Source organism: Streptomyces sp. NPDC037389, from assembly GCF_040636475.1.
Lineage (GTDB): Bacteria > Actinomycetota > Actinomycetes > Streptomycetales > Streptomycetaceae > Streptomyces > Streptomyces hesseae.
The window spans coordinates 1-18,145 of the sequence record NZ_JBEZUS010000013.1; the positions used below are offsets into that span (position 1 = coordinate 1).

Below are 18,145 nucleotides of genomic sequence, written 5' to 3' on the forward strand. Positions count from 1 at the left end.
CACGGCCGTGGTCAGCTCACTGACCGCGGTCCCCGACACGGGAACCTCCAACCGGACCGTCATCGAATACGAGACGCTGGGCGCCGTTGCCATGGGGGTACTTCTTCTTTCTGTTTCTGGAACTTGCGGAACGGGAGAGGAGCGATCCGGCGATCAGCCGTGGACGGCCGCGGAGTGGGGGCGGGCGAGGTTGTCCGGGTGGAGGATCTCTTCGAGCCGCTCCGGGGTGAGCAGGCCCTTGGCCAGGACCAGGTCGCGGACGGAGGCGCCGGTGGTCAGGGCCTCCTGGGCGACGGCGGTGGCCTTCTCGTAGCCGATGTGCGGGTTGAGGGCGGTGGCCAGGCCGATGGACTGCCCGACGAGCTGGGCCAGGTGCTCGCGGTTGGCCGTGATGCCGGTGACGCACCGCTCGGCCAGCGTCAGACAGCCGGAGCGCAGGTGGGTGAGGCTCTTGAGGAGGCTGTGCGCGATGACCGGCTCGAAGGCGTTGAGCTGGAGCTGGCCGGACTCGGCGGCCATGGTGACGGTCACGTCGTTGCCGATCACCTCGAAGGCGACCTGGTTGACGACCTCGGGGATCACCGGGTTGACCTTGCCGGGCATGATGCTCGAACCCGCCTGCACGGGCGGCAGGTTGATCTCGGCGAGGCCGGCGCGCGGGCCGCAGGAGAGCAGACGCAGGTCGTTGCAGGTCTTGGAGAGCTTGACGGCGATCCGCTTGAGCACGCCGGACAGCTGGACGAACGCGCCCATGTCCTGGGTGGCCTCGACGAGGTCACCGGCGACGCTCAGCGGGATGCCCGTGATCGCGCCGAGGTGGCGGCAGGCGAGTTCCGGGTAGTCGGGGTGCGCGTTGAGGCCGGTGCCGATGGCGGTGCCGCCGAGGTTGATCTCCCGGAGCAGGGCCCGGGCCTCCTCCAGGCGCGCCCGGTCCTCGGCCAGCATGACGGCGTACGCGGCGAACTCCTGGCCCAGCGTCATGGGCACCGCGTCCTGGAGCTGGGTGCGGCCCATCTTGAGGACGTCCGCGAACTCCTCCGCCTTGGCGGCGAAGGCCTCGCGGAGGGTCTCCATGGCCTCCAGCAGCCGGTCGGCGGCGAGTTGGAGGGAGAGCCGGACGGCGGTGGGGTAGACGTCGTTGGTGCTCTGCCCCGCGTTGACGTCCTCCAGGGGGTGGAGGCGGCGGTAGTCGCCCTTGGCGTGGCCGAGGTGCTCCAGCGCCCGGTTGGCGATGACCTCGTTGGCGTTCATGTTGGTGGAGGTGCCGGCGCCGCCCTGGATCACGTCGACGACGAAGTGGTCGTGGAGGCGGCCCGCGCGGATCTCCTCACAGGCCCGCACGATGGCGTCGGCCTTGTCACCGGCCAGCAGGCCCAGGTCGCGGTTGGCCTGCGCGGCGGCCTGCTTGACGGCGGCCAGGGCGGTGACGAGGTCGGGGTAGACGGCGATCGGGGTGCCCGTGATGGGGAAGTTCTCCACGGCCCGCAGTGTGTGGACGCCGTAGTACGCGTCGGCGGGGACGTCCCGGTCGCCGAGGAGGTCGTGCTCGCTGCGGAACAGGGTGCTGGCGGGTGCGGTGGCGGGGTGGGGGACGGAGGCCGTCATCAGGGTCCGATCGGGTGCGGTGGCGGTGGGGGGAGACGGTAGGGGTGGGGGATCAGGCGTTCGCGTACGACGCCGCGTGCGCGTCGGCGGCCGCGTCGGCGACCGGCGCGGGGGCGCCGAGGGCCCGGCGCAGGGCCCGGTCGCGCCCGGCCGGGTCGGTGGTGGCGAGCGTCGCGGCGAGGACGGCTATGCGGGCCTGGCCGGCGCGCAGGGTGCCGGTCAGCACGGCTCCGCCGGCGACGAGGTCCACGGCGCCGCCGTGGGTGTAGATCTCGGCGACGGAGCCGCTGGGCACGCGCGTGGTCACGGCGACGAGCACACCGCGCGAGGCGGCGTCGGCGACGGCGGCGGCGACCTCGGGGGTGGCGTTGCCCGCGCCGGTCGCGACCAGGACGACGCCCTGGGCGCCCGCGCCGATCGCGGCATTGAAGAGCAGCGGGTCCGCGTCGCAGTGGTGCATCACGACGTCGACCCGGGGCAGCGGCCCGTCCGCCGCCGGCAGCGGGAGGGGCTCCGGCCGCTCGGGCCGCCGGTGAACGACGACGCCGCTGGGGCCCACGTCGGCGATGCGGCTCCCGGACGGGTCGGCGAAGGCGTCGGCGGCCAGGGTCTGGACCTTGATCGTGCCGCGTGCGGCGTGCACCCGGCCGTCGAAGGCGACGAGCACACCGAGGTCGCGGACGGAGACGGCCGTCAGCAGGGCGTCGTGCAGATTGCGCGGCCCGTCGCCGGCGGGGTCCTCCAGGGGCAGCTGGGCGCCGGTGAAGACCACCGGGCGGGGGTCGGTGTGGTGGAGGTCCACGAAGAAGGCGGACTCCTCCAGGGTGTCCGTGCCGTGGGTGACGACGATGCCGTCCACGTCGGGGTCGGCCAGCACCTCGTGCACCGTGCGCAGGAGCGCGAGCTGGTCGGCGGTGGTCAGCCGGGCGCTGTTGACGCTCATCAGGTCCACGACCCGCACGGTCACGCCGTCGGGTACGGCGGCCGTCGCGAGGACGTCCCCGCCCTTGGCGTCGGCGGCGAAGCCCGACCCCTGCCAGCGGCTGGCGATCGTTCCGCCGGTGCTGATGACGACGACCTGTCCCACGTCGGCTCACTTCTGCTCGTTGTTCATCACCGCTGCGCGCGCCGGGGGCGCACGCCGGTTCTGGCTCGGCAACGATATGACGAATCGGGCGCAATCGGTTTGCCATGTCAGGCGCGGTGACGCGCGTAGTGTGGTGGATAATTGCGCAATGGATCAGATCGACAGGAATATCTTGCGCGAGCTCCAGAGCGACGGCCGGCTGACCATCCAGGATCTCGCCCAGCGCGTGGGGCTCACCTCGTCCCCTTGTATGCGCCGTGTCCGCCAGCTGGAACAGGACGGAGTCATCCAGGGCTACCGGGCGATCATCAACCCGGAGGCCGTGGGACGGGGCTTCGAGGTGCTCGTCTCCATCGAGGTCAAGCGCGACCGGGAAGCGGTGGAGGAGTTCGAGGCCGCGCTCCAGGGCATCCCCGACGTGATCGAGGCGTACCGCCTCTTCGGCAGCCCGGGCTGCCTGCTGCGCATCGCGGTCGCCGACATCACCGCCTACGAGCGGCTGTGGATCGAGCGCCTCACCACGCTGTCGGGCATCACCGAGGTCAACTCGCAGATCATCATGAAGCGGGTCAAGGAGCCGCGAGGCCTTCCGGTCGACGGCTGAAGGCGCACATGATGAGCAGTCATACACCGCTCGACGAAAGAGAACCCAGGGGCATGGCTGTCATCCACCGCACCACCCTCACCCCCACCAAGGACGAGTTGCTCACCTCCTGGCTGCCCTCCCGGCCGTGGTACCGCCCCGGAACCGGCGCGCCGCGGCTGAGCCGGGCGGGCGGCTTCCGGCTGGACGACCCGGCAGGGGAGGTCGGGATCGAGTTCATGGTGACGACCGACACGGCGGGCGCGGAGCCGGTCACCTATCTGGTGCCGCTCACCTACCGGGGCGCCCCGCTGGAGGGGGCGGAGGACGTCCTCGTCGGGACCATGGACCACGGTGTGCTGGGCAAGCGCTGGGCCTATGACGGCTGCCACGACCCGGTGTTCACCACCGAGCTCCTCGCCCTGATCGAGGGCCGGGCCCAGGCCCAGGCCCAGAGCGTCAACGACACCCCCGACCACGAGATCGCCCGTTCCTTCACCGGGCAGGGGCCCGTCGCGGCGGCCTTCACCTCCGTCACCGACGACGCGGAGTCCACCGAGCTGACGGGCGCGCCGCAAGGCGCCGTACTCCGCCTGCACCGCGTCCTGAGTCCCGGCGCGGACACCCCGCCCGAGGGTGCGGCCGGTCACGTCGTGGGCTGGTGGCGCCTGGAGGACGGCACCCGCGCCCGGGGCCTCTTCGCCACGCTGCGCACCGCCTCGCGGGACTGAGCCGCGCCGCCCCGTGCCCGGCCCCGGCCGGGTACGGGGCAGTGCGTCAGTCGCAGAGCGGTGCGTCGTCGAGGTCCGCGCCGTCGAGCGCGAGCGTCAATTTCTCGAGGAGCGCGCGCAGTTCCCCGGCCTCCTGGGCGGTGATGCCCGCGGCCGCCGCGATCCGTACCGGCACGAGGGCCGCCTCCTCGCGCAGCGCCGTGCCCGCCGGGGCGAGGCGGACGAGGACGGACCGTTCGTCCTGCGCACTGCGCTCGCGGTGGACGAGCCCGGCCGCCTCCAGGCGCTTGAGGAGCGGGGAGAGCGTCCCGGAGTCCAGGCGCAGGAGCTCGCCCAGCCGCTTCACGGGCAGCTCGGTGTGCTCCCAGAGGGCGAGCATGACCAGGTACTGCGGGTACGTCAGGCCGAGGTCCTTGAGGAGCGTGCGGTAGACGGCGCCGAACGCGCGGGACGCGGCGTTCAAGGAGAAGCAGAGCTGCCGGTCCAGGCGGAGGTAGTCCTCGTGGGGGGCGTTCCCGTGTGTCGGGGCGGTCGGCGGCTTCGTCATGGGCCCAGGGTATCTCGACGGGCATTTAATTGCGCACAACTTAATTGCGCGCTACCGTGATGGTCGTCAGGCGGTCCGGACCGGCCACCGCCGCGATCTTCGAGAGGGATGGTTCCCATGGAAGCCCTGTACACCGCCGTCGCCACCGCCACCCACGGCCGTGAGGGCCGCGCCGTCAGCTCCGACGGCCTCCTCGACGTCCAGCTGGCCCTCCCGGCGCAGCTGGGCGGCAACGGCGCGGGCACGAACCCGGAGCAGCTGTTCGCCGCCGGGTACGCGGCGTGCTTCGCCAGCGCCCTCGGCCTCGTCGGCCGGCAGGCGAAGGTCGACCTCGGCGACGCCGCGGTGACCGCCGAGGTCGGCATCGGCAAGGAGGGCGAGGGCTTCGCGCTGGCGGTCACGCTGCGCGTGGAGCTGCCCGACGGCCTCGACGCCGCGACGGGCCGCAAGCTGGTCGAGCAGGCCCACCAGGTCTGCCCCTACTCCAACGCGACCCGCGGCAACATCCCGGTCGAGCTCGTCGTCGAGTAACGACACGCGCGAGTGACGACACGCGGCTGAAGCGGGCGCCGGCCGGGGCCCGCCGCCGCGGCGTGGGGCAGACTCGATCACGAGCGCCCGCGCCCGGGCGGCCCCCGGGAGAGTCATGCGCGCACCCAGCCCCGAACCCGCCGACGGCGGCGGTCGCGCCGGTCTGGTGCTGGCCATCTGCTGCACGGGGCTGTTCCTGGAGGAGGCCTGCGGCAGGACGCTGCGCGAGGCCGGCGACCGGCCGCGGGTCGCCCCCGTGGTCGTACGCGCGGACGCCGGCCCGGCGCTGGTCGCCTGCGCGCGGCACGACACCGACCTGCTGGTCGTGGGCACCGGCGGACACGGCCCGCTGCACCGGCTCCGGTACGGCTCGGCACGCCGCCACTGCCTCCGCCACGCGGCGTGCCCGGTGCTGGTGGTCGCGGCCGAGGAGAGTGCCTCCGCCTCGTGGGCCGATCGGCCGATGCCGCGCCCCGCCCGGCGTTCGTAGCGTGGACAGCACGGGATCCAGCCCGTTCCGCGACCGGACGCATGGACAAACGCATGGTCGGACGGGCGGAAACGGAGGAGAAATGAACCGCACAGTACGTCGCGTCGTCGTCGGGGTCGACGGATCGGCCAACAGTCTCGCCGCCCTGCGGAAGGCGGCACAGGAGGCCCGGCGCCACCACGCCACGCTCCGCCCCGTCCTCGTCTACTCGTCCCCCATGGGCGACTACATCGACACCCTCTGGCCGCCGGACCCCCGCACGGCCCGGGAGCTCGACCGCGCGGCGTACCGGCGGCTCGTCGACTCCTGCGAGCGCGCCCTCGGCGGTCTGCCCGCCGACGTCCGGTGCGTTCCCACCACCGCCCTCGGGCCGCCGGCACCCCTGCTGGTGCAGGCGTCCGGCGAGGACGGGGACGTCCTCGTCGTGGGCGACGGCGGGCACGGAGCGCTGCACCGCCTGCTGAAGGGCTCGGTGAGCCGCTACTGCCTCCGGCACTGCGACTGCCCGGTGATGGTCGTCCCGCCCGCCGGGGACTGAACGATGAGATTTCGTCATCCTCGGACACCGCACGCCCCAGTTCCCGCACGACCTCCGAATCATTGACCCGGACATGTCGGTCCCGGGGCCGGAGGTGAGCAACCGGGACTGTACGGCCCAACAGATCGTCCCCCAATGGCCCTTGACACGCCGACCGGTGTGACTCAAGTGGCCACAGGGTCCTCCGATGCGCGAGTGGCGAAAATACGCCGTACCCGGACGGCCCCTTTCGACCGGCGCGGCCCCGGCCTGATTCACTCCCCGCCGGAGCGCCGTCACCGCAGGTCACCGAAGTGGGCACCCGCGCTCCGCAGGCCGTTACGGGCCCCTAGACGGAAGGACCTGGGATGTCGACCGCAGCGCTGCCGGACCAGCCGGAGCAGCAGGAGTACACCGGTGGCCGGGCGCAGCTCAGCCTGGGCGTCGCGGCAGCGCGGAACCTCGCGACCACCACCAAGTCCATGCCGCAGATGCAGGGCGTCAGCTCGCGCTGGCTGATCCGCATGCTGCCCTGGACCCAGGTCAGCGGTGGCACCTACCGGGTCAACCGGCGGCTCGTGTACGAGGTCGGGGACGGCCGCGTCACCTTCGTCCAGGAAGGCGCGAACGTCAGGGTCGTCCCCGCCGAGCTCGGCGAGCTGCCCCTGCTGCGCGGCTTCGCCGACATGGGCGTCCTGCGCGCCCTGGCGGACCGCTTCGAACAGCGCGAGTACGAGCCCGGCCAGATCATCGCCTCGGCCGGCCGGCCCACCGACCACGTCTACCTGATCGCGCACGGCAAGGTGGAGAAACTCGGCACCGGCAGGTACGGCGAGGACACCCGCCGGGGCGTGCTGGCCGACGGCGGCTTCTTCGGCGGGCGGACCGTGGCCCCCGAGCCCGGCGACTGGGACTTCACGGCCCGCGCCCTGACCGCGTGCACCGTACTCGCCCTGCCGCGCCACGCGTACGAGGAGGTGGCCGGACGCAGCGAGTCGCTGCGTTCCCACGTCCGGCGTCGCCGTGACGAGGGCGAGCTCCCCCGCAACAAGCGCGGCGAGGCCGACATCGCCCTCGCCGCCGGACACACCGGCGAGCCGGTGCTGCCGGGCACCTTCGTGGACTACGAGCTCGAACCGCGCGAGTACGAGCTGAGCGTCGCCCAGACCGTCCTGCGGGTGCACAGCAGGGTCGCCGACCTCTACAACGACCCCATGAACCAGGTCGAGCAGCAACTGCGCCTGACCATCGAGGCCCTGCGCGAGCGCCAGGAGCACGAGCTCGTCAACAACCGCGAGTTCGGTCTGCTGCACAACGTCGACTACAGCCAGCGCGTCCAGACCCACTCCGGCCCGCCCACCCCGGACGACATGGACGAGCTGCTGAGCATGCGCCGCCAGACCAAGTTCTTCCTCGCGCACCCGAAGGCCATCGCCGCCTTCGGCCGCGAGTGCAACAAGCGCGGGCTCGCCTTCGACACCGCTGACGTCAACGGCCACAGCGTCCCCGCCTGGCGCGGCGTCCCGATCCTGCCCTGCGGCAAGATCCCCGTCTCTGACGAGGGCACCTCCTCGATCCTCGCCATGCGCACCGGCGAGTCCGCGGGAGGCGTGGTCGGCCTGTGGCAGACCGGCATCCCCGACGAGTACGAGCCCGGCCTGAACGTCCGCTTCATGGGCATCAACGACCAGGCCGTCATCTCCTACCTGGTCAGCACCTACTTCTCCGCCGCCGTGCTCGTGCCCGACGCCCTCGGCGTGCTCGAGAACGTCCAGATCGCCGGCGCGCCTTCCTGACACCGCCGCACCCGAGAACGGAGAGGAACGGAGAGAACCGGTGTCGCTGCTGTCCCGTATGTCCGCACCCTCGGCCACCCACGACGTGGCGAGGCTGGTGGCCACACTGCTGTCCCACCAGAGCGGGGCGGCCCCCCTCGTGCCCGGCGCCCGCGCCGCACACGGTGACGTTTCCCGGCGCGCGGCGTCCGCTTCGGCCCGGACGCCGCGGCCGCGGTACGCCGTGCCCACCGGGCCGACCGGCCTCGGCACCTCCGGCCTCCGGATCCCGGCCACCCGGCCCGCCGCCGGGACGACGACCGGGGCGTCCGGCACGTCCGGCACGTCCGGCGCCTCCGGCACCCCCGTGCCCGAGCTGTACTGCCCGCCGCCGCTCCGCGACGACCGGGCCCTCGGCGAAGAGGTCAACGACCGGCTCATCGCGTGGGCCGAGGAGATCGGCATCTACCCGGAGCGGCTCGACCGCGTCCGGAGCACCGACCTCGGGCGGATGACGATGCTCGTCCACCCCCAGACCGACGACCCGGACCGGCTGCTGGCGGCCGCCCGGTGCGCGCTCGCCGAATGGGCCACGGACGACTACTACTGCGACGACGAGACCATGGGCTCCTCCCCGGCCCACCTCGGCGACCACCTGGGGACCGCCCTCGCGGCCGTCGACCCCGCCCATCTTCCCGAGCCCCACGCCTCGGAACTCGACGAGGCCCTGCGCGCGGACCCCGTCCGCGCCGCCCTCCGCTCCGGCTTCGAGCACCTCGCGCGCTACGCCGACCCCAGCCAGCTGGCCCGGGTGCGCCAGGAGATCGGCGGGCTGTTCGTCGGGTACGGGCAGGAGGGCTCCTGGCGCAGCACGGGCAAGATGCCCGCCGTCTGGGAGTACCTCACCCACCGCCGCTTCAACAGCTTCCTGCCCTGCATCGCACTCGTCGACGTGATGGACGGACGCCCGTTGTCCGCCGCCGAGTACGCCGAGCCGCGCGTGCGCCGTGCCGTCACCATGGCGGGCACCGCCAGCACGCTGGTGAACGACCTCTATTCGATGGCCAAGGAGAAGGACGCCACCGGCCTGCACTTCAACCTTCCCGCGGCGATCGTCGCGGAGGAGAAGTGCTCGCTCCGGGAGGCCGTCGAGCGGAGCGCCGCGATCCACGACGAGCTCGTGCGCTCCTTCGAGAGGGAAGCGGCCGCCCTCAGCCTCACCGGCTCCCCGGCCCTGCGCCGCTTCCTGGCCGGCGTATGGGCCTGGCTCGGCGGCAACAAGGCCTGGCACGCGGGCAGCGCCCGCTATGGCACGCCGTAGGCGGCGAGCCGCAGCCCGCACGCCGTATTTGGCAAACCCTGTCTGCAAACCCTTAAGGAGAACACGAGTTGACCACCACGCCCGCCGCCCCCGCAGTCCTGCGCACCGCGTTCCAGAAGGCGGTGGCCGCGTACTGGAACACCAACCAGCAGGACCCGGTCAACCTGCGCCTGGGCGAGGTCGACGACCTCTACCACCACCACTACGGGCTGGGCGATTACGACCCCTCGGTCCTGGAGGGGCCCGCGGAGACCCGGGAGCAGCGGATGATCGAGGAGATGCACCGTCTGGAGACCGCCCAGGCCGACGTCCTCCTCGACCACCTGGGCGCCGTCACCCCCCAGGACCGCCTCCTGGACGGCGGTTCCGGCCGCGGCGGCACCAGCGTCATGGCCCACCAGCGCTTCGGCTGCGCGGTGGACGGCGTGTCGATCTCGGAGTACCAGGTCGGCTTCGCCAACGAGCAGGCGCGCAAGCGCGGTATCGACGACAGCGTGAAGTTCCACTTCCGCAACATGCTCGACACCGGCTTCGAGACCGGTTCCCGCCGGGCGATCTGGACCAACGAGACCACCATGTACGTGGACCTCTTCGAGCTGTTCGGCGAGTTCTCGCGGCTCCTGGAGTTCGGCGGCCGGTACGTGTGCATCACCGGCTGCTCCAACGACGTCCAGGGCCTGCGCTCCAAGGCGGTCAGCCGCATCGACGAGCACTACACCTGCAACATCCACCCCCGCAGCGCGTACTTCAAGGCCCTGGCCGCGAACGGCCTGACGCCGATCAACGTCGTGGACCTCACCCCCGCGACCATCCCCTACTGGGAGCTGCGCGCGAAGTCGGAGGTGGCCACGGGCATCGAGGAGTCGTTCCTCACCGCGTACAAGGAAGGCAGCTTCCACTACCTGCTCATCGCCGCCGACCGCGTCTGACGCGCGTCGGGGCTACTCCTCCGTGAGGGCGCTCCGCACCTCCTTGCCGGCCTCGTCGAGCTGCTTGGAGGTCCTCTCGCGCAGCGCCTTCTCACGGTCCGCTCTCGGCAATCCGCTCAGGAAGAACCTGGCGTCGTCGGAGAGCTGCTGACGCTTGTCGTCCATGTCCTTGTCCTTGACCACGGGAAGTCCCTCCATCCGGCCGGAACGCTCTTCCTCACAGTGGACAGCCTCCGTGCCGAGTCGGCTTCCGGAGGCGTCCAAGTGGATGAACGCCGCCGGCGCGCGATATCGCCCGGTTGGACAGATCGCGCAGCCCATTCCTGCCCGATTCCGGGCAGGAATATGGATGTTCCGCGGTTCCCCGACCTAGGGTGATCGCTCGTGATCGCGCCCGGACGGTGAGGTGCCGGGTGGCGCGACCGCGAGGCCGTCAACCCCGGCGAAAGGACAGCCGCATGCGTCCGCTTCCCACCGGCGCCGAGGCCGTGGTCTTCGACTGCGACGGCCTGCTGGTCGACACCGAACCCTGCTGGACCGTCGCGGAGACGGCCGTCTTCGCGGCGCACGGCCATCCCTTCGGCCCCGAACAGAAGGCCCTGGTCGCCGGCCGCTCGCTGGAGGCCGCCGGCGAGGCCATGGCCCAGTACTTCGGACGTCCTGACTCCGGCGCGGAAATCGCCGCCGGACTCCTCGAAAGGGTCCGCAAGGAGCTTGCCCGGGGAGCCGCGGCCCTCCCCGGGGCGGCGGAGCTCGTGCGTGCCTGCCGGGCGTCCGTCCCCGTCGCCGTGGCCGGCAACAGCCCCCGGGAACTGCTGGACGCGGCACTGTGGTCGGCCGGCCTCGCCGAGTACTTCCCCCACTCGTTCGCCGCCGACGAGGTGCGTTCCCCCAAGCCCGCGCCGGAGCTCTACCTCACGGCGTGCGCGGCACTCGGCGCGGCTCCCACGCGTTCCGTCGCCTTCGAGGACTCGGCGACGGGCATCGCCTCGGCGCGTGCCGCCGGGCTCTACGTCGCGGTCGTGCCGTCCCTCCCGGGGGCCGACCTCGACCACGACTGGCTGGGCGCCGGCCTGGCCGCACCCGAAGTGCAGGACTGGGCCAGGGGCCTGGGGCGGTCCGATCGGCGACCGTGACCCAACTCCCTTGGTGCGCGTCGCTGTTGAGGACGGGGAACACCCACAAGGGGTCAAGCGCGAGCATGTGATCATCAGAGGGGATGAACATATAGCCCTCGGTCGCGTTAGCGGTTTTTCATACGCAAGACTCTCTCTTGCCAGAGCTTTTGCACTGCCTCCCCCCACAACCAAGGAGAAACAGCATGAGCATCCGCAACGCCGCCGCCGTCACCGTGATGGCCGCCGCCGCGATCGGCGCCGGTGCCACCGCCGCCACCGCCGACCAGGCCCACGGCGCCGCCTCCAACTCCCCGGGCGTCGCCGCCGGGAACGTCGCCCAGGTCGCGCCCCGCGTCTCCCCGAACGTCGGCGGCAACGTCATCTCGGTCGTCGGCGTCCTCAACAGCTCCCACGGCAACGCGCTCATCAACAAGTAAGTCACCCACAGCACGTCCTCCCACCTGAGCAGAGGTGGCCGGCACCGTCGCACCCGGACGGCACCGGCCACCTCTGTGGCGTTTGAGGGGCGGGGGCGTCGGCCTCGTCGGCCGCAACGGCGCGGGCAAGACCACCCTCCTGACCGCCCTCGCCGGACAGGCGCGCCCCGCCGCCGGCACCGTCACGCACACCGGCCCCGTCGGTTTCCTGGCCCAGGACTCCCGTACCGCCGATCCCGCCGTCACCGTCACCGACCGCATCCTCTCCGCCCGCGGCCTCGACCGGACCCTGCACCGGCTGCGCGCGGCCGAGACCGCCATGGCCGAGGCCACCGGCCCCGGCGCGCTGGACCGGGCGATGAACGCCTACGCCCGCGCCGAGGCCGCCTTCCAGGCGGCGGGCGGATACGCGGCCGAAGCCGAGGCCGCCCGCGTCGCCGCCGGGGTCGGACTGCCCGACCGCCTCCTGCTCCTGCCGGACGCGGACGAGGACCTGTGGAACGAGGACTACCGGGACCTCGTCTCCCTCGCCTGACACCGCCGACGTCACCCGGGCCACCCGCGCCGTCCACCCGGGCGGCGCGGGCGGCTACCCTTCTCCACCTGACGATCCATCGAACTCGAGTACGGGGGAAGAGAACTGTGCGCGACGCCGTCGTGACGACCGAAGGCGACCGGATCCGCTGGGCCGAACTGCCGGGCCGGGAACCCACACGCGTCTACGTGCACGGCCTGGGTGCCACGTCACCCGCCTACTTCGCGGGCGTCGCGGCCCACCCGCTGCTGGCCGGTCACCGGTCCCTGCTCGTCGACCTGCTCGGTCACGGCATCAGCGACCGGCCGGTCACCTTCGACTACACCCTGGAGGCGCACGCCGACGCGCTCGCGGAGGCGCTGACCGCCGCGGGCGCCGACGGCGCGGAGGTGATCGCGCACAGCATGGGCGGCTCGGTCGCCGTCGTCCTGGCCGCCCGCCACCCGCACCTGGTCTCCCGGCTGGTCCTCGTGGACGCGAACCTCGACCCGATCCCGCCCACACCCGGCGCCGGTGGCAGCCGCGGCATCGCCGCCTGCACGGAGGAGGAGTTCCTGGCCGGCGGCTGGCGGGAGGTCCGCGACCGGGCCGGCGCGCACTGGTGGTCCACCATGCGGCTGGCCGGCCTCGAAGCGCTGCACCGCAGCGCGGTCCACCTCACCCGGGGGAGCGTGCCCACCATGCGCGAACTCCTCATGGAACTCACGATTCCGCGCACCTTTCTGCTGCCGGAGGCGGACGGTCCGCTCCACGGCGCCGACGCGCTCGCCGAGGCCGGGGTGGCCGTGACACCGATTCCGGACTGCGGGCACAACATCATGCTGGACAACCCCGAAGCCTTCGCCCGCGCCACCGCGAACGCGCTGGCGTCGCCGGAGCCTCAGCCCCTGGGAACCCCTGTTCGTTGAGTCACTGCCGGGAGCCGATCGCGGCCCCGGTACGGCCAAGGGGAGAGGGACGAGCGATGACCACCGGGGAGAACGAGGAGAACACGCCGCCCGACGGGCCGCCGGCGGACGGGCGGACCTCGCGCGCCACGCGGAAGAAGCGTTCGGGATGGCGGGAGATACCCCTCCTGATCGGCGCGGCCCTCGTCCTCGCACTCGTGATCAAGACCTTCCTCGTGCAGCCGTTCTCCATCCCCTCCGGCTCGATGGAGAACACCCTCCGGACGGACGACCGGGTCCTGGTCGACAAGCTCACGCCCTGGTTCGGGGCGACACCGCACCGGGGTGAGGTCGTGGTCTTCCGGGACCCGGGCGGCTGGCTGTCCAACCAGCCCCCGCAGCACGGCAACGCCTTTCAGCGAGGAGCGCGAAAAGCGCTGACCTTCATCGGCCTGATGCCCTCGGCGGACGAGAAGGACCTGATCAAGCGGGTGATCGGGGTCGGCGGCGACACGGTGGAGTGCAAGCGCGGGGAGCCGGTGAAGGTCAACGGCAAGCCCCTGGACGAGCCGTACATCCACCCGGGCGCCACCCCGTGCGACGACATGCCGGTCGGTACGGTGAAGGTGCCCAAGGACCATCTGTGGGTGATGGGCGACCACCGCGACGACTCACGGGACTCCCGCGCCCATGCCCACGAGCCGGGCGGCGGGTTCGTGCCCGTGGACGATGTGATCGGCAGGGCCGTCGTCGTCGCCTGGCCCGTCTCCCGGTGGGCCACCCTGCCTGCACCCGACACGTATCGCACCCCGTAAGGGGCGCGGGACAGTGCCGATATGCGACTACCGCCGCGTGGGCGCGACCAGCCCCCACCGGCCCGCGGCGACCGAATCGGCACGCTAGGTCCGGCACGGCGTCAGCAGCACCGGCTTCTCGGGGCCGGTGGCCGTCAGGCACCGCCCGCTGGCCTGACTGCGGATGTCCGGGCCCTGGACGGAGAACCGCTGACCGGCGGAACCGTTGCAGGGACGCATCACCGTCGGCTTGTCGAGACCGGTGGCCGTGAGGCACAGGCCACTGGACTGATTGCGGACGTCCCCTCCCTCCAGGACGAAACGCTGCCCCGGCGCGTTGTTGCAACCCCGCGTCGTCACGGCACCGTCGGCGCCGCCCGGGGACGTCAGGCAGTGCCCGCTGGTCCGTTGCACGATGACGGCGCGCGGGTTGTTCACCACCCACTCCTGGGCCGGGGACGCGGCGATGGCGGAGGCGGGGGTGCCGAGGAACCCGCCACCGGCGAGGGCGAGTGCCATGGTGGCGACGACAGCGCGCGTACGCATGAAGCGACCTTTCAGAACCTGGACGCGGGCATGGACACTGGCACCGTTTCCGGGAACCGGCCCGTGCACACCCCACCTCACTCGTACGGGTACCGGGGTGCGCCGAGGCGCGGTGGGTCAGGTCGCCTCGACGAAGAGCACGGCCAGACCGTCGAGGAGTCGCTGCAGGCCGAACTCGAACAGGGCGTCGAGGTCGAAGTCGTACCCGGTCATGGCGAGGTGCCTGAGCCTCGGGAACCGGTCGGTGGCCAGGATCGCGTGGAGCGCGGGCTCCTGACCGGCCATCCACTCCTCGCTGTCCAGGCCGCTGAGCGCCTCCGCTTCCGCTTCCGTCTCGACGTTGACGGCGGTGCCGCGCACGTAGTTGAACAGCATGAGATGGGCGGTGAACGTGGTCGAGGGGTCGAGACCGCGCCCGTCCAGGGCCGCGAGCGTCCACTCGCTGAACGGCAGCGCGCTGGCCACCATCTGCGGCCGGGTGACCGACAGGGCCGACGCCAGCCAGGGGTGACGGCGGAACATCCCCCACAGCGTCCGGGCGATGAGCTCCAGCCGCTCCCGCCAGCTCCCCGAGGGGTTCTCGGGGAGCGCCCACCGGCGGAACGCCGCGTCCATCATCTCCAGCAACAGGGCTTCCTTGTCGGCCACGTGCCGGTACAGCGACATGGTCGCCACCTCGAGCTCGGCGGCGACCCGCCGCATCGAGGCGGCCGCCAGCCCTTCCACGTCGGCCACCGCGACGGCCACTTCGACGATCCGCTCAAGCGTGAGCGCCTGGTCCGCGGTACTCCTGCGCCGCGCGGGCACCGCCGGGGCGAGGGGCGCGCCCGGGCGGCGCGTGGCGGCCGGCGGCCGGTGGGCGGGAGCCGGCCGTTCCGGGTGCTCCGGCCGCCCGGGTCGTATGCCGGGCTCGACGACCGTTCCGACGCCCGGGACGGCGCGGACCAGACCCTGGTGGCGGAGCTCGGTGAGCACCTTGGTCGCGGTCGCCATGGCGACCCCCCACTCGCGGGTGATCTCGCGGGTCGAGGGCACCCGGTCGCCCGGCGCCAGCTCGCCCGACTCGATCCGCTGCCGCAGTTCGGCGACGATCCGGGTGTAGCGGGGCGCTGCCTGTCGGTTCACCGTTTCCACCTCCGCACTAGTGCACCTCGACGCGCGTCATCCTAGCCTTCGCGCCCGCGCAGCGCCCCGGGAGTGCTCCCGAGCCGCCGGAGCACTAGTGCGCAGGTGAGTAAAGTGCCTGGTCAGATGGGCAATTGGTCCTTGCGTAGTGCGGTGCGTACGTCGTACATTCGGTCTCATGCGGAACACCGACATACTCATCTCCGGTGCCGGTATCGGCGGCACCGCCCTGGCCTACTGGCTTCGCGCGGCGGGCTTCGCCGTCACCGTCGTCGAGCGCGCGCCGGGACCCCGCCCGGGCGGCCAGACCGTGGACCTGCGGGGCGCGGGCCGCACCGTGATCACACGGATGGGCCTGATGGAACAGGCGCGGGCGCTCAGCGTCGACCAGCGCGGACTCGCGTGCGTCAACGGGGCCGGCCGTGTCACCGCCCGGATGCCGGCGGACAGCTTCGGCGGCGAGGGGATCATCTCCGAGATCGAGATCCTGCGCGGTGACCTCGCCCGTCTGCTGTACGACGCCACCGTGCCGGAGACCGAGTACCTCTTCGACGACACGGTCACCGCGCTCGACGAGGACGACGACGGGGTCACCGTCACCTTCGAGAAGGCCGCCCCGCGCCGGTTCGCGCTGGTCGTCGGCGCGGACGGGCTGCACTCCGCCGTCCGTGCCCTGGCCTTCGGGCCGGAGCGGGACTGCGTCCGGCCGCTGAACGTCCACACCGCCTGGTTCACGGTCACCGAGGACCTGGGGCTCGACGGCTGGATGCGGATGTACAACGAGCCCGGCGGACTCGTCGCCTCGGCCCGCCCGGGCCGGCTCCCCGGTGAGATCAAGGCGGGCCTCAGCTTCCGGTCGGAACCCCTCACCTACGACCGGCGTGACGTCTCCGCGCAACAGGACCTGATAGCCCGGCGTTTCGCCGGCGCCGGATGGGAGGTGCCGCGGCTGCTGAAGGCGATGCGCACCGCGCCCGACTTCTTCCTCGACTCCATGGGCCAGGTCCGCCTCGACCGCTGGTCCAGGGGCCGGGAGGTGCTCGTCGGGGACGCCGGCTACTGCGCCACGCCGCTGACGGGCCTGGGCACCAGTCTGGCCCTGGTCGGCGCCTATGTGCTGGCCGGTGAACTCGCCTCCGCCGACGGTGACCACCGGATCGCCTTCCGGAAGTACGACGAGGTCATGCGCCCGTACGTCGGCCGGGCCCAGCAGCTGCCCCCCGGCGGCGCCTCGGGGTACGCGCCCTCCAGCGCGCTGGCCATCGGGCTGCGGAACCTCTCGATGCGCGCGATGAACCACTGGCCGATGAAGAACCTGCTGGCCGCGCAGTTCGCCAAGGCCGGGGATATCGCCCTGCCCGAGTACGGCCGCCTCGCCGGCGCCGGTAGCGGTGCGACCGACAGGGGGTAGGCGGCCGACGGGTCAGTCGCCGGGCGGGGCCGCCTCGACGCGGTGGACGAGCTCGGCGATCAGAGTGGCGATTACCGGCCACAGTTCGCGGGGGAAGTTGTGGCCCAGACCGTCGAAGATCTCGAGCGTGGCGCCGGGGACGGCCGCGGCGGTGGCCCGCCCGCCGCTGACGTCACACATGACGTCCTCCGCGCCGTGGATCACCAGGGTGGGGAGCCGGAGCGACCGCAGACGCTCGGTGCGGTCCCCGGAGGCCAGGACGGCGATGGCCTGGCGCAGCATGCCGACGCGGTCGTGGCCCCGGTCGTAGGCGCGACCGGCCCGTTCGGCCACCCCGGCGTCGTCGGGTTTGTACCCGGGGGAGCCGATCGTCCTCATGGCCCGGACCTGCCAGCCGATGAAGGAGTGACGGTCCTCCGGCGGCGCCCCCAGCCCGCCCAGGACCGCGAAGTCGGGCTGGCCCACGGCCCGGTCGCCGGTGGTGGACATCATCGAGGTCAGCGAACGGATCCGGTCCGGGTGCTCGACGGCGATCATCTGGGCGATCATGCCGCCCAGGGAGGCGCCGACGACATGGGCGCTGCCGAAACCGAGGACGTCGAGCAGCCCGACGGCGTCGGCCGCCATATCCGACAGGGTGTAGGAGGCCGACGAGTAATCCCCGGCCATCGCGGCCTGGACGTCCGGCGGTGGCGCGTCATGGAAATGCGACGACCGGCCGGAGTCCCGGTTGTCGAACCGGACCACTTGCACATCACGGTCGACGAGTTCGGCGCAGAACCCCTCCGGCCAGTGGATCATTTGTGCCCCGCCGCCCATCACCAGCAGTACGAGCGGTGCCTTGGGGTCGCCGAAGCGCTCGTAGGCCACTTCGATGGCTGACGGGCCGACATTCAGAGCTTTCTCTTCACTCACAGCCGCAACGTCTCCTCGGTCGAGTGGAGACATGAACATACCTGCATTTAAGGCAACTGAAAATATGAACGGGTGGAATTTTTACAAAATGGACAATAGTGAAGGAAAGTTATAGGCAGAATTCGGGGAGGGGATTTCCGTCGACGCTCTTCCGGGATACGGGCCCCGGTTGCGGATGCCGCGGACGGGGAGTGAGCTGGAGGGACAAGGGCGCCCCCAGGAGGTGGCGATCATGGGCAGGGCGAAGGCCGGGGCCGGACG

Annotated in this window: 20 protein-coding genes and 1 pseudogene; 14 read left to right on the forward strand and 7 right to left on the reverse strand. The window is 72.0% G+C overall.

Annotated elements, in window-relative coordinates:
* Positions 1-153 precede the first annotated feature (153 nt).
* Together aspA and AB0E98_RS25975 are read right to left on the reverse strand one after the other, a co-directional pair.
* On the reverse strand, positions 154-1,605 hold the full coding sequence (gene aspA / locus AB0E98_RS25970) for an aspartate ammonia-lyase (RefSeq protein ID WP_361706883.1): 1,452 nt from the start codon (positions 1,603-1,605) through the stop codon (positions 154-156).
* 52 nt (positions 1,606-1,657) lie between these two features.
* Positions 1,658-2,692, reverse strand: a complete 1,035-nt coding sequence (locus AB0E98_RS25975; RefSeq protein ID WP_361706885.1) for an asparaginase — start codon at positions 2,690-2,692, stop codon at positions 1,658-1,660.
* Positions 2,693-2,840: 148 nt separating this feature from the next.
* On the opposite strand from AB0E98_RS25975, the gene AB0E98_RS25980 reads away from it, so the two are divergent.
* Positions 2,841-3,296: an Lrp/AsnC family transcriptional regulator gene (locus AB0E98_RS25980; protein ID WP_361706887.1), complete on the forward strand. Its 456-nt coding sequence runs from the start codon at positions 2,841-2,843 to the stop codon at positions 3,294-3,296.
* 53 nt (positions 3,297-3,349) lie between these two features.
* Entirely contained in the window at positions 3,350-4,006 is a 657-nt protein-coding gene (locus AB0E98_RS25985; protein ID WP_361706889.1) for a 1,4-alpha-glucan branching protein, read from the forward strand.
* A 46-nt stretch (positions 4,007-4,052) separates the two neighbouring features.
* Here AB0E98_RS25985 and AB0E98_RS25990 read toward each other — a convergent pair whose 3' ends face one another.
* On the reverse strand, positions 4,053-4,553 hold the full coding sequence (locus AB0E98_RS25990; protein ID WP_361706892.1) for a MarR family transcriptional regulator: 501 nt from the start codon (positions 4,551-4,553) through the stop codon (positions 4,053-4,055).
* Between the two features lie 117 nt (positions 4,554-4,670).
* On the opposite strand from AB0E98_RS25990, the gene AB0E98_RS25995 reads away from it, so the two are divergent.
* The 6 genes from AB0E98_RS25995 to AB0E98_RS26020 all read left to right on the forward strand — a co-directional run bounded on the left by AB0E98_RS25995 (position 4,671) and on the right by AB0E98_RS26020 (position 10,116).
* Positions 4,671-5,084, forward strand: coding sequence for an organic hydroperoxide resistance protein (locus AB0E98_RS25995; protein ID WP_311610216.1), 414 nt, complete (start codon positions 4,671-4,673; stop codon positions 5,082-5,084).
* A gap of 115 nt (positions 5,085-5,199) precedes the next feature.
* Positions 5,200-5,574, forward strand: coding sequence for a universal stress protein (locus AB0E98_RS26000; protein WP_361706894.1), 375 nt, complete (start codon positions 5,200-5,202; stop codon positions 5,572-5,574).
* 82 nt (positions 5,575-5,656) lie between these two features.
* Complete coding sequence (locus AB0E98_RS26005; protein ID WP_361706897.1) at positions 5,657-6,112, forward strand: universal stress protein; 456 nt, start codon at positions 5,657-5,659, stop codon at positions 6,110-6,112.
* A gap of 347 nt (positions 6,113-6,459) precedes the next feature.
* A complete protein-coding gene (locus tag AB0E98_RS26010; RefSeq protein WP_361706899.1) occupies positions 6,460-7,887 on the forward strand; it encodes a family 2B encapsulin nanocompartment shell protein in 1,428 nt (475 codons plus the stop codon).
* Between the two features lie 40 nt (positions 7,888-7,927).
* Complete coding sequence (locus AB0E98_RS26015) at positions 7,928-9,187, forward strand: family 2 encapsulin nanocompartment cargo protein terpene cyclase (protein WP_361706901.1); 1,260 nt, start codon at positions 7,928-7,930, stop codon at positions 9,185-9,187.
* Between the two features lie 68 nt (positions 9,188-9,255).
* On the forward strand, positions 9,256-10,116 hold the full coding sequence (locus AB0E98_RS26020) for a geranyl diphosphate 2-C-methyltransferase (RefSeq protein ID WP_361706904.1): 861 nt from the start codon (positions 9,256-9,258) through the stop codon (positions 10,114-10,116).
* A gap of 12 nt (positions 10,117-10,128) precedes the next feature.
* Here the strand turns inward: AB0E98_RS26020 and AB0E98_RS26025 are convergent, their stop codons facing one another.
* Positions 10,129-10,299, reverse strand: a complete 171-nt coding sequence (locus tag AB0E98_RS26025) for a hypothetical protein (protein ID WP_361706907.1) — start codon at positions 10,297-10,299, stop codon at positions 10,129-10,131.
* A gap of 275 nt (positions 10,300-10,574) precedes the next feature.
* On the opposite strand from AB0E98_RS26025, the gene AB0E98_RS26030 reads away from it, so the two are divergent.
* The 5 genes and pseudogenes from AB0E98_RS26030 (at position 10,575) to lepB (ending at position 13,908) form a co-directional block, all read left to right on the forward strand.
* Positions 10,575-11,252, forward strand: a complete 678-nt coding sequence (locus AB0E98_RS26030; RefSeq protein ID WP_361706909.1) for an HAD family phosphatase — start codon at positions 10,575-10,577, stop codon at positions 11,250-11,252.
* A gap of 185 nt (positions 11,253-11,437) precedes the next feature.
* Positions 11,438-11,671, forward strand: a complete 234-nt coding sequence (locus tag AB0E98_RS26035; protein ID WP_361706911.1) for a chaplin — start codon at positions 11,438-11,440, stop codon at positions 11,669-11,671.
* 73 nt (positions 11,672-11,744) lie between these two features.
* Positions 11,745-12,140: pseudogene (locus AB0E98_RS26040) on the forward strand (ATP-binding cassette domain-containing protein); the annotation flags it as partial.
* Between the two features lie 173 nt (positions 12,141-12,313).
* Positions 12,314-13,114, forward strand: a complete 801-nt coding sequence (locus AB0E98_RS26045) for an alpha/beta hydrolase (protein ID WP_361706913.1) — start codon at positions 12,314-12,316, stop codon at positions 13,112-13,114.
* Between the two features lie 56 nt (positions 13,115-13,170).
* Complete coding sequence (gene lepB, locus AB0E98_RS26050; RefSeq protein WP_361706915.1) at positions 13,171-13,908, forward strand: signal peptidase I; 738 nt, start codon at positions 13,171-13,173, stop codon at positions 13,906-13,908.
* Between the two features lie 84 nt (positions 13,909-13,992).
* Here lepB and AB0E98_RS26055 read toward each other — a convergent pair whose 3' ends face one another.
* Both AB0E98_RS26055 and AB0E98_RS26060 read right to left on the reverse strand, forming a co-directional pair.
* Positions 13,993-14,433, reverse strand: a complete 441-nt coding sequence (locus tag AB0E98_RS26055; RefSeq protein ID WP_361706918.1) for an RICIN domain-containing protein — start codon at positions 14,431-14,433, stop codon at positions 13,993-13,995.
* Positions 14,434-14,550: 117 nt separating this feature from the next.
* Positions 14,551-15,558, reverse strand: coding sequence for a TetR/AcrR family transcriptional regulator C-terminal domain-containing protein (locus AB0E98_RS26060; RefSeq protein WP_361706920.1), 1,008 nt, complete (start codon positions 15,556-15,558; stop codon positions 14,551-14,553).
* 178 nt (positions 15,559-15,736) lie between these two features.
* On the opposite strand from AB0E98_RS26060, the gene AB0E98_RS26065 reads away from it, so the two are divergent.
* On the forward strand, positions 15,737-16,969 hold the full coding sequence (locus AB0E98_RS26065) for an FAD-dependent monooxygenase (protein WP_361706923.1): 1,233 nt from the start codon (positions 15,737-15,739) through the stop codon (positions 16,967-16,969).
* Positions 16,970-16,981: 12 nt separating this feature from the next.
* Here AB0E98_RS26065 and AB0E98_RS26070 read toward each other — a convergent pair whose 3' ends face one another.
* Positions 16,982-17,884 carry an alpha/beta hydrolase gene (locus AB0E98_RS26070; RefSeq protein WP_361706926.1) on the reverse strand — a complete coding sequence of 301 codons (903 nt, stop codon included), beginning with the start codon at positions 17,882-17,884 and terminating at the stop codon, positions 16,982-16,984.
* Positions 17,885-18,145 lie beyond the last annotated feature (261 nt).

Coding starts and splice junctions, on each gene's coding strand:
- AB0E98_RS26035 (WP_361706911.1), top strand. CDS start 11,438: ATGAGCATCCGCAACGCCGCCGCCGTCACCGTGATGGCCGCCGCCGCG.
- AB0E98_RS25985 (WP_361706889.1), top strand. CDS start 3,350: ATGGCTGTCATCCACCGCACCACCCTCACCCCCACCAAGGACGAGTTG.
- AB0E98_RS25980 (WP_361706887.1), top strand. CDS start 2,841: ATGGATCAGATCGACAGGAATATCTTGCGCGAGCTCCAGAGCGACGGC.
- AB0E98_RS26055 (WP_361706918.1), bottom strand. CDS start 14,433: ATGCGTACGCGCGCTGTCGTCGCCACCATGGCACTCGCCCTCGCCGGT.
- AB0E98_RS26010 (WP_361706899.1), top strand. CDS start 6,460: ATGTCGACCGCAGCGCTGCCGGACCAGCCGGAGCAGCAGGAGTACACC.
- AB0E98_RS26065 (WP_361706923.1), top strand. CDS start 15,737: ATGCGGAACACCGACATACTCATCTCCGGTGCCGGTATCGGCGGCACC.
- aspA (WP_361706883.1), bottom strand. CDS start 1,605: ATGACGGCCTCCGTCCCCCACCCCGCCACCGCACCCGCCAGCACCCTG.
- AB0E98_RS25990 (WP_361706892.1), bottom strand. CDS start 4,553: ATGACGAAGCCGCCGACCGCCCCGACACACGGGAACGCCCCCCACGAG.
- AB0E98_RS26005 (WP_361706897.1), top strand. CDS start 5,657: ATGAACCGCACAGTACGTCGCGTCGTCGTCGGGGTCGACGGATCGGCC.
- lepB (WP_361706915.1), top strand. CDS start 13,171: ATGACCACCGGGGAGAACGAGGAGAACACGCCGCCCGACGGGCCGCCG.
- AB0E98_RS25995 (WP_311610216.1), top strand. CDS start 4,671: ATGGAAGCCCTGTACACCGCCGTCGCCACCGCCACCCACGGCCGTGAG.
- AB0E98_RS26000 (WP_361706894.1), top strand. CDS start 5,200: ATGCGCGCACCCAGCCCCGAACCCGCCGACGGCGGCGGTCGCGCCGGT.
- AB0E98_RS26030 (WP_361706909.1), top strand. CDS start 10,575: ATGCGTCCGCTTCCCACCGGCGCCGAGGCCGTGGTCTTCGACTGCGAC.